At 67.4% G+C, this 11,307-nt stretch carries 11 protein-coding genes; 3 read left to right on the top strand and 8 right to left on the bottom strand.

Annotated features, from left to right (window positions below; all coding sequences use genetic code 11):
- Both QZ994_RS16010 and QZ994_RS16005 read left to right on the top strand, forming a co-directional pair.
- Nucleotides 1-431, top strand: a 431-nt coding sequence (locus tag QZ994_RS16010; protein WP_290873850.1) for an MBL fold metallo-hydrolase, incomplete at its 5' end; no start/stop codon positions are given.
- 137 nt (nucleotides 432-568) lie between these two features.
- Nucleotides 569-2,119, top strand: a complete 1,551-nt coding sequence (locus tag QZ994_RS16005) for a methyl-accepting chemotaxis protein (RefSeq protein ID WP_290873847.1) — start codon at nucleotides 569-571, stop codon at nucleotides 2,117-2,119.
- Nucleotides 2,120-2,124: 5 nt separating this feature from the next.
- On the opposite strand, the gene QZ994_RS16000 is transcribed toward QZ994_RS16005, so the two are convergent.
- Nucleotides 2,125-2,526 (bottom strand): DUF2917 domain-containing protein, encoded by a 402-nt coding sequence (locus QZ994_RS16000; RefSeq protein ID WP_290873845.1) that lies wholly within the window; start codon nucleotides 2,524-2,526, stop codon nucleotides 2,125-2,127.
- 208 nt (nucleotides 2,527-2,734) lie between these two features.
- Here QZ994_RS16000 and QZ994_RS15995 point away from each other — a divergent pair, with 208 nt between their 5' ends.
- Nucleotides 2,735-4,183 carry a PLP-dependent aminotransferase family protein gene (locus tag QZ994_RS15995; protein WP_290873842.1) on the top strand — a complete coding sequence of 483 codons (1,449 nt, stop codon included), beginning with the start codon at nucleotides 2,735-2,737 and terminating at the stop codon, nucleotides 4,181-4,183.
- A gap of 11 nt (nucleotides 4,184-4,194) precedes the next feature.
- On the opposite strand, the gene QZ994_RS15990 is transcribed toward QZ994_RS15995, so the two are convergent.
- The 7 genes from QZ994_RS15990 to QZ994_RS15960 form a co-directional block, all read right to left on the bottom strand.
- The gene (locus QZ994_RS15990) at nucleotides 4,195-5,028 is read right to left on the bottom strand and encodes a shikimate dehydrogenase (protein WP_290873839.1); all 834 of its coding nucleotides are present in this window, start codon (nucleotides 5,026-5,028) and stop codon (nucleotides 4,195-4,197) included.
- Between the two features lie 182 nt (nucleotides 5,029-5,210).
- The gene (locus tag QZ994_RS15985) at nucleotides 5,211-5,984 is read right to left on the bottom strand and encodes an IclR family transcriptional regulator C-terminal domain-containing protein (RefSeq protein ID WP_290873836.1); all 774 of its coding nucleotides are present in this window, start codon (nucleotides 5,982-5,984) and stop codon (nucleotides 5,211-5,213) included.
- 66 nt (nucleotides 5,985-6,050) lie between these two features.
- A complete protein-coding gene (locus tag QZ994_RS15980) occupies nucleotides 6,051-6,785 on the bottom strand; it encodes an ABC transporter ATP-binding protein (RefSeq protein ID WP_290873834.1) in 735 nt (244 codons plus the stop codon).
- Nucleotides 6,786-6,787: 2 nt separating this feature from the next.
- A complete protein-coding gene (locus tag QZ994_RS15975; RefSeq protein ID WP_290873831.1) occupies nucleotides 6,788-7,531 on the bottom strand; it encodes an ABC transporter ATP-binding protein in 744 nt (247 codons plus the stop codon).
- A gap of 29 nt (nucleotides 7,532-7,560) precedes the next feature.
- Nucleotides 7,561-8,544: a branched-chain amino acid ABC transporter permease gene (locus QZ994_RS15970; protein ID WP_290873828.1), complete on the bottom strand. Its 984-nt coding sequence runs from the start codon at nucleotides 8,542-8,544 to the stop codon at nucleotides 7,561-7,563.
- A gap of 11 nt (nucleotides 8,545-8,555) precedes the next feature.
- Nucleotides 8,556-9,431, bottom strand: a complete 876-nt coding sequence (locus tag QZ994_RS15965; RefSeq protein WP_290873826.1) for a branched-chain amino acid ABC transporter permease — start codon at nucleotides 9,429-9,431, stop codon at nucleotides 8,556-8,558.
- Nucleotides 9,432-9,525: 94 nt separating this feature from the next.
- Nucleotides 9,526-10,680, bottom strand: a complete 1,155-nt coding sequence (locus tag QZ994_RS15960) for an ABC transporter substrate-binding protein (protein WP_290873824.1) — start codon at nucleotides 10,678-10,680, stop codon at nucleotides 9,526-9,528.
- Nucleotides 10,681-11,307: the final 627 nt, after the last annotated feature.

The following is an 11,307-nucleotide window of genomic DNA, read 5'->3' as shown; positions in this document are numbered from 1 at the left end:
CGCTGGCGCGCGAGCTGGGCCTGCCCATCATCGGCCCGCACCCGGGCGACCAGTTCTGGATCGACGGCCTGCCGCAGCAGAGCCAGATGTTCGGCTTCCCGCCGGCCGAGCACTTCACGCCCACCCGCTGGCTGAAAGACGGCGACACCGTCCAGATCGGCCACTGCACCCTCGACGTGCTGCACTGCCCCGGCCACACGCCCGGCCACGTGGTGTTCGTCGACCCGAGCGAACGCCACGCCTACGTGGGCGACGTGCTCTTTGCCGGCAGCATCGGCCGCACCGATTTCCCCCAGGGCAACCACGCCCACCTGATCGGCGCCATCAAGGGCAAGTTGCTGCCCCTGGGCGACGACTTCACCTTCACGCCCGGCCACGGGCCCGAAAGCACCTTCGGCGAAGAGCGGCTGCACAACCCCTACCTGCGCTGACATCCGGAGGGCATCCGGGCCCACCCCAGGGACAAGCGGACAGGGTGTGGAAAAAGTCGCGTCGTTTGATGACATCGCTCAAGCACCAAGGCGGTGCGTCGATAAGGCCTCGACGCCACGTGACCCAGGTGCCTCTCATGTCCCTCCTTCGCTCCCTTTCGATTCGCCACAAACTGCTCGCCTTGGGCGCGCTCGCCGTGGCCGCCCTCTTCCTCGTTGGCGGCCTCGGCGGCCTGGGTCTCTACCAGGTGCGGCAGACCTTCGGCCACTTTGTGGACCAGGAATTCGCTGCGCAATCCGAACTCGTGCACCTGCGCCAACACATGGGCAACCTGCGGCGCTACGAAAAAGACGTGCTGCTGAGCATCGACGAGGTGGACAAGGCCAAGGACTACCTGGCGAAGTGGCAGGCCGCCTCGGCCGGCAGCCGCGAGACCCTGGCCCGGCTGAACACCATCGGCGCCTGCACCGAATGCCAGCCCATCGACGCCCTGCTTCAGCGCTACCAGGCGACCGCCGGCGAGGTGCTGCAACGCACGATCACCGGGCAGATCGTCACCGCCTCGGAAGGCAACGAATTGATGGGCCCGGCCAAGGCCACCATGCACGAAGCCGACCCCATGGTGGAAAAGCTGGCCACCCGGCTGGAGGCCGACGCCCTGGCCCGCTCGCAAGAGGTGGCCGCCATGGCCTCGCTGCGCCTGGTCGCGATGGGAGCCGTGGCCCTGGCCGCCCTGCTCTGCCTGGTGCCCGCCGTGTGGTGGACCACCCGCGCCATCCTCCAGCCCCTGCTGCAGGCCATCCACGTGGCCGATCGCGTGGCCGATGGCGACCTCTCTCAGGCCATCCAGGTCGAGGGCAGCCGCGAACTGGCCCGCCTGCTCGCCGCCCTCACCCGCATGCAGGCCCACCTGGGCCGCCTGGTGACCGAGGTGAAGGTGTCGGCCGACATGATCGCCACTGCCAGCGCCGAGGTGGCCCAGGGCAGCCAGGACCTGTCGGTGCGCTCGGAGCGCGCCTCCGCCGACCTGCAGCAGACCGCCTCCGTCATGGCACAGCTGAGCGACTCGGTCACGCACTCGGGCCACGTCTCGGGCGAGGTCGCCGGCCTGGCCACGCAATCGGCCTCGGCCGCGCACAAGGGTGGGGCCATCGTCAGCGAGGTGGTCGACAGCATGGGCCACATCGCCCAGGGCTCGGCCCGCATCGCGCAGATCACCGGCGTGATCGACCAGATCGCCTTCCAGACCAACCTGCTGGCCTTGAACGCCGCCGTGGAAGCCGCCCGCGCCGGCGAGCAGGGCCGTGGCTTTGCCGTGGTCGCGGCCGAGGTGCGCCAGCTGGCCCAGCGTTCGGCCAATGCGGCCAAGGAGATCAGCGGCCTGATCCGCGACGCCAGTGGCCAGGTGCGGCACGGCGAGCAACTGGCCCAGAACGCCCAGGCCGAGATGAGCGCCATCATCGACACCATCGACCAGGTGTCTCAGCGCATGAGCGAGATGAACCAGCGCCTGGCCAGCGAGGCGCGCGAACTGGCCACGGTGAACCACGCTGTCAACGACCTCGATGCCATGACCCAGCAAAACGCAGCGCTGGTCGAGCAATCGGCCGCGGCCGCCGCCTCGCTGCGCAGCCAGGCCGACAAGCTGATCGGCACCACGCGGCGCTTCCAGGTCGCACAGGCCTGATTGGGTCAGCGCTTCGCGCGCTCGACCTCGTAGCGGCTGGGCGCCTCGCCCAGCCCTTCGATGACCACCACCTCGCGCTGCGTGGCCACCCAACTGGTGCCAGGCTGCAGGAAGTGATCGCGGCGGTCGCCCTCGCGGGTGAGCCAGATCCGGCCTTCGCGCACCACCAGCGCATCCCCCGGCAACAGGCGCAGGCTGCGCGCCTGAGCCGCCGGCAGACACAGCCCTGGCGCCAGCGCAAAGGGCCGGCTGGCCGCACGGCCTCGGGCCTGCGCACCGGTCGCCACGCCGCTCACCATCACCGCCACCGCAGCGGCCACACGGGCCACCCGGGTGGCACCGGCCACCAGCAGGCGCTGGGCGGCCAGGGGAGAGAGGGCGGAAGACAGACGGGGTGCGCTCAGCATGATGGGCTTTCTGTTCGGGTCGGTGTGCCCCCACGATAGGCGGGCCGCACCGGGCGCAACAGGCACAGCCGGCCACCAGTTTCACCGTGTCAGACCCGGCCTGTGGGGCGCTGTGTCGGTCGGGCCCTCGCCCATCTGTACTGGTTTGGCAGCCAAATGTGGAAGCTGTGCTGGCCAGGGTGAGCGGCATCTGTACTGGTCCACTTCCATGCAGTCCATACAGAATGAAGCCATGGACACGCAGGCCGACACCCTCTACCTCCAGATCGCCGATTCCATGGCCGGTCTGATCCGCACGGGCACGCTGACACGGGGCGAGCGCATCCCCTCGGTGCGCATGCTGGCGCAGCAGCACGGGGTGTCACAGTCGACCGTGGTGCAGGCCTACCGCACCCTGGAAGACGCCCGCCTGATCGAGGCCCGGCCCCGCTCGGGCTATTTCGTGGCGGCCCGCCCGGTGCGCCTGCCCGAGCCCGACACCTCGCGCCCGCCGGTCGGCTCCGTGGCCGTGGGCGTGAGCGCCATGGCCGCACAGATGCTGGCCATGGCCCACGACCCGGCCTACACCTCCTTTGGCGCGGCCTGCCCCGCAGCCGACCTCTTCCCGGAAGAGCGCGTGCGCCGTGCCCTGAGCCGCGCCACCCAGCGCCACCGCCACACCCTGTGTCAGTACCCCACGGGCCACGGCGACGAATCGCTGCGCCGCGCCATCGCCCGCCACGCCCTGCGCATGGGCTGCAGCTTCGATGCCGAGCAGATCACCGTCACCAACAGCTGCCTGGAATCCATCACCCTGTGCCTGCGCGCCGTGACCCAGCCAGGCGACGTGGTGGCCCTCGAATCACCCACGTACTACGGCTTCCTGCACATCCTCGAAAACCTGGGCCTGCGCGCGCTCGAGATCCCCACGCATCCGCGCACCGGGCTCTCGCTCGACGCCCTGCAGTTCGCACTCGACACCCAGCCCATCAAGGCAGTGCTGTGCGTGCCCACGCTTTCCAACCCGATCGGTTCGAGCATGCCGCCCGCCGAACGCAAGCGCCTGGCGCAGATGCTGGGGGCGCGCGGCGTGCCGCTGATCGAAGACGTGCTCTACAACGACCTGTGCGAAGAGGACGACAAGCGCCGCGCCGTGAAGGCCTACGACACGCAGGGCGTGGTGATGGTGTGCGGCTCCTTCAGCAAGACGATCGCACCGGGCCTGCGCCTGGGCTGGGTCGAGGCCGGCCGCTGGACCGAGCACCTGCGCCAGATCAAGGCCGCCACCAGCGGCAGCCAGGCCGCGGTGCTGGAGCGCGCCATGGCCGACCTGCTGACACAACCTGGCATCGAGGCTGGTTACCGCCAGCTGCGCAACACCGTGGCGGCACGGGTGGACGAGGCCCGGGGCCTGATCGCGCAGCACTTTCCCAAGGGCACGCGCGTGACCGACCCCGCCGGGGGCTTCATCCTCTGGGTGGAGTTGCCCAGCCAGATCGACTCGCTGGCCCTGTTCCACGCCGGCATGGCCGAACGCATCTGCTTTGCGCCAGGCACCATGTTCAGCGCCACCGACCGCTTCCGCCACTGCCTGCGCCTGGGCATGGGCGGGAAGTGGGGCACGGCCGAGCGCCAGGCCCTGAGGCGCCTGGGCCAGCTGGCCACGGCCATGGCCTGAAGGGCTGTGCCTCAGTAGGCGATCTGGGCGCTGGCGCGCAGGTCGTCGGGCGTGGCGGTGCCGAAACCGAAGAACTCCAGGTAGGCCGGGATCATCTCGAACAGCATGTCGGTGCCCACCTGGGTGCGGCAGCCCTTGGCCTGCACGGCGGCCAGCAGGGGCGTGATCTCGGTCTTCATCACCACCTCGCCCACGAAGGTGCTCGGGGCGATGCGGCTCACGTCGAAGGGCAGCGGGTCGTCGGCGTTCATGCCCATGGGCGTGGCGTTGACAACGAGGTCGTAGCCAGCCGGGTCGTTCGAACCCGTGCTGAGCCGGATGTCAGGGTAGTACTGGGCGAGGCGCTGGGCCAGGCCTTCAGCCGATTCGGCCCGCATGTCGAACACGGCCAGTTCGGCCGGGCCCTCGGCGGCCAGCGACGCGGCAATGGCCGAACCCACGCCACCGCAGCCCGACACCAGCACCTTCGCGCCCTTGACCACGAAGCCCTTGCGCTGCACACCGCGCACGAAGCCGGCACCGTCGAACTGGTCGCCCAGCAGCGTGCCGTCCGGGCGCACCAGCACCGCGTTGGCCGCACCCGCGATGCGGGCCGTGGGCGTGACCTCGTCCACCAGGTCCATCACCACGACCTTGTGCGGCATGGTGACCAGGAAGCCGCGCAGGTTGGTCAGCTTGCACAGGGCGGGGAAGGTGGCGCGGAAGTCCTCCGGCTTGACGCCCATGGTCACGACCTGGGCGTTGATCCCCTGCTTGTCGAACCAGGGGTTGTAGATCATCGGGGACTTGAAGGACTCGGTGGGATAGCCGATGTGGCCAATGAGGGTGGTCTTGCCGTTCATCATGGTGAGGTGCTCCGGGGCGGCGATGGACCCGCCGCAATGCCCCGGACGATGTCATGTTCCCGCCCCCGCCGACAGGCAGGGCTAACCCCCAAAACGATCGCACAGCGCCCAGTCGCGAACACTCAGCGCACGTACCCGTGACGGATGCCACACCTGCCCGCGCGCCCCGCCAGGCGCGGTGGTCAGAGCAAGGCGCGCAGGGTCTGGGCCGTGTCCTGCAGCAGCGGCAGCAGGCGCTGGGCCACCTGTTCCTCGTTGTAGGCCTGAGTCTGCACCGTCATGCTGATCGCGCCCTGCAGTTCACCCTTGCGGTTCTTCAGCGCCATGGCCACGCCACACAGGCCCAGGTCGAACTGCTGGGCCGTGATCCAGTGGTTCTGGGCGCGGGCCGACAGCACCACCCGGCGGAAGTCCTGGCGGTCGGTCACGGTGAAGGAGGTGAAGTTGCCAAAGGCATGGGCGTCGATCCAGCTGTCGAGCACGTCGTCGGCCATGGCGCTGAGCATCACGATGCCGGGCGCGACCACATGGGCCGGCACGCGCACCCCGGCCTGGTAGCCGATGGAGACGCCCCGCGGCGCACTGCTGCGCGCCACATAGACCACCTCGTGCCCATCGAGCACGCTGACGTTGACCGTCTCGCCGCTCTGCATCGAGATGCGCTGGATGAAGGGCTGCACCAGGCGCGGCAAGCGCGCCGCTTCGAGGTAGCTCTGACTCAGGCGCATCACGCGTGGGGTGAGCCAGAAGAGCTTGCCGTCGGTGTCGGCGTACCCGTGTCGCACCAGGGTGAGCAGGTAGCGGCGGGCGGCCGTGCGCGTCATGCCGGTGAGGCGGGCGGCCTCGCTGGGGGTGAGGCGCACGTGCTCGTCGCTGAAGGCCTCGATGACCTGCAGGCCGCGCGCGAAGCTGTCGATCACGTCGCGGTCGTCGATCTGCGGTTTGCTCTCATCCATGCGGAAACTCCTGGTCGCGGTGGGGCGCCCTCGGCGGGCGCGTCGCGATTGTCCCGCAAGCCGGGCTCAAACCGACGCTGGCGCCGGTGCCGCGTGCGCGCCACCCAGGAAGATGCGCTCCAGATTGGGGTCGGCCAGCAGCTCGTCTGCAGGCTTGTGCAGCACCAGACGCCCCGACTCCAGCGCGATCGCCTCGTCGGCCATCTTCAGTGCGCTCTTGACGTTCTGCTCCACCATCAGCACCGTGGTGCCCTGGTCGGCCAGCTTGCGCAGCAGCTTGAACACATCGGCCACCACCATGGGCGACAGGCCGATGGACGGCTCGTCGATCAGGATCACCTTGGGGCGCAACAGCAGCGCGCGGCCCACCTCCAGCTGCTTCTGCTCGCCCCCCGATAGGGACGAGGCCAGCGAGTGCAGGCGCTCCTTCACGCGGGGGAAGAGGTCCAGCACCTCCGGGATGCGCTCGTGCGTGGTCTTCATGCCCAGGGTGATGCCGCCCAGCTCCAAGTTCTCGTAGACCGAGAGCTGCCCGAAGAGGTTGCGCCCCTGGGGCACGAAGGCGATGCCGTGCTTGACCAGAAGGTCCTTGGCCGAGGCGCCGGTGATGTCCTGCCCATCGAGCCGGATGGCGCCGCCGCGCATCTTGGTCAGCCCGAAGATGGCCTTGAGCACCGTGGACTTGCCCGCCCCATTGGGCCCCAGCAGCAGCGTGATCTTGCCGCGTTTGGCCTGGAAGCTCAGGTTGTTGAGGATCATGAACTCGCCGTAACCCGCGAGCACCTTGTCGAATTCGATCATGTTCAGCTCCCCAGGTAGGCGTCCAGCACCTCTTTGTTGGCGCGGATCTCGGCCGGTGTGCCAATGGCCATCACCCGTCCCTCGACCATCACCATGATCCGGTGGCACAGGTCCATCACGAAATCCATGTTGTGCTCGATCACCACGAACGAGCTCTTGCGCGTCTGGTTCAGCTCCTTGAGCAGGCTGCTCAGGCCACCGACCAGGCTGGGGTTCACGCCGGCGCAGGGCTCGTCCAGCAGCACCAGGGCGGGCTCGCTCATGAAAGCCATGGCGATGTCGACCAGCTTCTGCTGGCCGTAGCTCAGCTCGCCCGCCTTCTTGTCGGCCACATGGCGGATGCGGAACTGGTCGATCAGGGCGTCGGCCTTGGCGCCATTGCCCGAATCCCCCGGCGCGAACATGCGGCTGAACATGCTGCCGTGGTGCTCCTGCGCGGCCACCAGCAGGTTGTCGCGCACCGTCATCTTGCCGAAGACCTGCAGGGTCTGGAAGGTGCGGCCCACGCCCATCTGGTTGAGCTTTTGCGGCGACACGCCGGCGATGCTCTGTCCATTGAGCTCGATGGCGCCTTCGTCGGGCGTGATCTGGCCGAGCACCGAGTTGAACATCGTCGTCTTGCCCGAGCCATTGGGCCCGATCACGCCGAAGATTTCACCCGGGCGGACGTCGAACGACACCCCCGCCACGGCCTGGATGGCCCCGTAGGCCTTCTTGAGGTTGCGAACCTGGAGCACGGGTTGCATGGTGTTCCCTTGATCAGAGCGGGCGGCGTTCATGGGGCCACCCCGACTTTCGCGGCGGCCGCGGCACGGGCGGCAGAGGCTTCACGGGCCTGGCGCTTGGCCCTGATGCGGTCTGGCAGGCTCAAGAGGCCATCGGGCAGCCACAGCATCAGCAGCACCACGGCCGAGCCGAACACGAAGAGGTACCAGGCCTGGGCAAAGCGCAGCCACTCCGGCAGCAGCACGCCCACGGCCGAACCCAGCAAGGGCCCGAGGAAGTAACCCGGCCCGCCCACCACCAGCATCAGGTACATCATGAAAGAAGTGCCGATGGCAAAGGGTGCCGGCTCGATGAAATCGACCAGCGAGGCAAACAGCGCGCCTGCGATGCCCGCATACACAGCGCCAATCGCAAAGGCCAGCAGGGTGTAGGCCTGCACATTGATGCCCAGGCTTTCGGCGCGGATGGGGTTGTCGCGCAGGGCCGTGAAGGCCTTGCCCCAGGGCGAGCGCAGCAGCCCCCACATCAGCGCGCCCAGCACCAGGGTGAAGCCCAGCACCAGGTAGTAGTAGGCCAGCGAGCCATCGAGCGAAAGGCCGAAGAACGAGGGACGGCCGATGCCGTTGAGGCCATAGGTGCCACCGGTCAGCCACTCCTCATTGCGCAGCACCAGCCACACCGCGGTGTTGAAGCCCAGGGTGGCAAAGGCCAGGTAGATGGTCTGCACGCGCAGGGCCGGAAAGCCCACGGCCAGGCCGATCAGGAAGCAGCCCACGACGGCCAGCGGCAGCCCGATCCAGAAGCTGATGCCCGCCTTCATCAGGATGGCCACCGTGTAGGCGCCAATCCCGAAGAAGGCCGCATGCCCCAGGGACTTCTGCCCCGCGTAGCCCACCGTGAGGTTGAGGCCCATGTTGGCGATCACGTAGACCAGCCAGTAGCTGAACAGGTAAATGCCGTAATTCTTGAGGAAGGGCGGCACGGCCAGCAGCACGGCCAACCCGATCACGCCTGCGATGACATTGCGGTTCATGATGGTGCTCCTCAGACCTTGCGCTCGACCTTCTTGCCAAGCAGACCTTGCGGCTTGACCAGAATGACGAACATGAAGATGACCAGGGCGACGGCGTCCTTGTAGGCGGCCGACACGTAATGGGCGGCGAGGTTCTCGCTCACGCCCACGATGACACCGCCCAGCAGCGCCCCCCGCGAGTTGTTGAAGCCACCGATGATGGCCGCGAAGAAGGCCTTGGTCGACAGGCCTTCGCCCATGTCGAACTTGGCCAGGTAGGCGGGCGTCACCAGCAGCGCCGCGGCACAGGCCAGCAGGGCATTGATGGCAAAGGTGTAGAACACCATGCGGGGCACGTTGATGCCCAGCACGGTGGCGCTGTCGGTGTTCTGGGCCACGGCCTGCATGGCCCGGCCCGTCACCGTCTTGTTCAGGAAGGCCTGCGTGGCCAGCACCAGGGCCAGCGCGCACAGCAAGGTGCCGATGTCACCGGCCGTGATGACGGCCGAGCCCACATGGAACACCGTCTCGCCAAACAGCGAGGGGAAGGGGAAGGCCTCGGCGCTGACACCCGCGCGGATGCCGTTCTTCATCGCGATCGACAGGCCCAGCGTGGCCACGACGATGGGCATCATGCCGAACTTGAGCAGCGGGTCGGCAATGCCACGCTTGAATGCCCAGCCCAGCACGACCACCGCCACAAAGCAGGTGAGCGCAAAGCTGAACAGCAGGGGCATGCCAAAGCTGCCAAAGGCCAACATCAGGAAGGCCGGCAGCATGACGAACTCGCCCTGCGCAAAATTGATGGTGCCGCTGGCCTGCCACAGCAGGGTGAAGCCCAATGCAGCCAGGGCGTAGATGCTGCCGCTGGCCATGCCGGACAGCAGCAATTGGATGAAATCGTTCATCTCGACTCCACAAAGTGGGTGAGGGAAGCCACACCCACCAGCTCATGCGATGAGCCAGTGGATGGACTGAGGAGGGCTCGGAGCGGGGGAGGGCTTACTTCTTCGACAGGGCGGGCAGGATCTCCTTGACCTCCTGCTTGCCGTTGCGCACTTCCACGATGAAGCTTTCGCGGTCGAGGTCACCGTTCTCGTTGATGGTCACGTCCATCAAGGCGCCGGGATACTGCGCGGCGCTGACCTTCAGGCCATGCAGGGCCTTGACCAGGGCTGCGCGGTCGACCTTGCCGGCCTTTTCCAGACCTGCCTTGAAGAGGTAGACGCTGGTGTAGCCCTTGATGCCGTTGTGGTCGGGCACGTACTTGTAGGCCTTCTCGAAGCGGGCGCGGAAGGCGCGCATGGTGGGCACGGGCGCGTCCACCGACAGGCCGATGTGGGCCTGTGCGCCATTGGCCGCCTCGCCAGCCAGCTCGATCACCTTCTGGCCGGTCAGGGTGGTCTCGCCAAAGATGGGCTTGCTGACGCCCTGCTTCTTCAGTTCACGCAGGCAGCGCGCCGATTCCTCTTCGTTGAGGTAGACGAAGACCGCATCGGCATTGCTCTGCTTGGCCTGCAGCACAGGGGCAGAGAAGTCGAGCTTGCCCGGGTCGGTGGAGATGTCGGCCACGACCTTGGCGCCATAGCCTTCCAGGGCCTTGGTGATCATGTCGCGCCCGCCCTTGCCGAAGTCGTTGTTCACGAAAATCACGGCCACGGTCTTGGCCTTGAGGTTTTGCGCCAGGTAGCGTGCGGCCTTGGGCATGGACACCTGCTGACCAAAGCTGGTGCGGAAAACGTAGGGGTTGCCCTGCATCGTGATCGAGGCCGCTTCACCACCCGTGAAGTTGGGGATCTGGGCGCGCTTGGTCTCGGACATGCTCACCAGGATGGAGCCAGAGAAGCCCGGGCCGAACACCGCGAAGACGTCGTCGTCCACCGCCTTCTGGGCCAGGCCCTTGGCCACGCCCGGGTTGCTCTGGGTGTCGGAATGGGTGACGTCAATCTGGCGGCCCAGCACGCCACCGGAGGCGTTGATTTCTTTGATGGCCAGGTCCATGCCATTCTTGAAGTTCGTGCCGGCGGTGGCCCCGGTGCCCGAGAGCTCCTGGATGGACGCGATCTTGATGGGCTCGGCAGCCTGGGCGCCCACGGCCCCCAGGCCGAGGATCAGGCTGCTGCAGGCGATCAGGATGGAGCGGCGATGGAAGGTCATGGGTGGGTCTCCGTATCAGGGCCGGTCTATGCCGGCGGTGGGGCGATGGGACAAAGGCGCGGGGGCACCAGCTCGTGACGCATCTTGTGCCACCCCCTCGACAAAGGGTGTCAGGGGAATTGCCAATGAGCGCCAAATCTGATTGGCTGAGTCAAGGCTAGGCGTCACACCGGCACGAGACAATACGGCCCACCCCGAAAATGAGCGCATATCGCCCTTTTTGAGCGGAAAGCGATCGATTGACGGGTTTGTCCGCGTGACCTGCTCGGAATTCGGGACGCCTGCCCAGCGCAGGCCGGGGCCCTCATGGCGTGCCCCCTCACACCAAACACTGCGCCCCAGGTCGATGGGCCGCTCCGGAGGGCCCTTGAGGGAGAACCCGCACTGGTGTTTCCCCAAGCTCCGCCTGCTTCACGCGCAAGCTGTTCGCACAGCGCGCACCATCGATGCGTAGACGCAACAGAAACCTTTCGCGACACCGGCCTCGCTGCTGCAATGGAAAGCACGAACACCGCTGAGCAACAGCCTCCAGGAGCCCCCATGAAAATCAAACAGATCGCCCTGACCGCCGCCTTGGTCTGCGCCGCCACCGGCGCCTTCGCCCAGACCTCCTCGGTCACCCTCTAC

The sequence above is a fragment of the Aquabacterium sp. genome, assembly GCF_021768455.1.
Taxonomy (GTDB): Bacteria; Pseudomonadota; Gammaproteobacteria; order Burkholderiales; family Burkholderiaceae_C; genus Aquabacterium.
This window is presented reverse-complemented; position numbering and strand designations above follow the sequence as displayed.

What these genes read in the sequence shown, in the direction of transcription:
- QZ994_RS15990 (WP_290873839.1), bottom strand. Translation starts at nt 5,028, where the DNA reads ATGATGAACGGCAAGACCACCCTCATTGGCCACATCGGCTATCCCACC.
- QZ994_RS15975 (WP_290873831.1), bottom strand. Translation starts at nt 7,531, where the DNA reads ATGCAACCCGTGCTCCAGGTTCGCAACCTCAAGAAGGCCTACGGGGCC.
- QZ994_RS15970 (WP_290873828.1), bottom strand. Translation starts at nt 8,544, where the DNA reads ATGAACCGCAATGTCATCGCAGGCGTGATCGGGTTGGCCGTGCTGCTG.
- QZ994_RS15980 (WP_290873834.1), bottom strand. Translation starts at nt 6,785, where the DNA reads ATGATCGAATTCGACAAGGTGCTCGCGGGTTACGGCGAGTTCATGATC.
- QZ994_RS15965 (WP_290873826.1), bottom strand. Translation starts at nt 9,431, where the DNA reads ATGAACGATTTCATCCAATTGCTGCTGTCCGGCATGGCCAGCGGCAGC.
- QZ994_RS16005 (WP_290873847.1), top strand. Translation starts at nt 569, where the DNA reads ATGTCCCTCCTTCGCTCCCTTTCGATTCGCCACAAACTGCTCGCCTTG.
- QZ994_RS15960 (WP_290873824.1), bottom strand. Translation starts at nt 10,680, where the DNA reads ATGACCTTCCATCGCCGCTCCATCCTGATCGCCTGCAGCAGCCTGATC.
- QZ994_RS16000 (WP_290873845.1), bottom strand. Translation starts at nt 2,526, where the DNA reads ATGCTGAGCGCACCCCGTCTGTCTTCCGCCCTCTCTCCCCTGGCCGCC.
- QZ994_RS15995 (WP_290873842.1), top strand. Translation starts at nt 2,735, where the DNA reads ATGCAGTCCATACAGAATGAAGCCATGGACACGCAGGCCGACACCCTC.
- QZ994_RS15985 (WP_290873836.1), bottom strand. Translation starts at nt 5,984, where the DNA reads ATGGATGAGAGCAAACCGCAGATCGACGACCGCGACGTGATCGACAGC.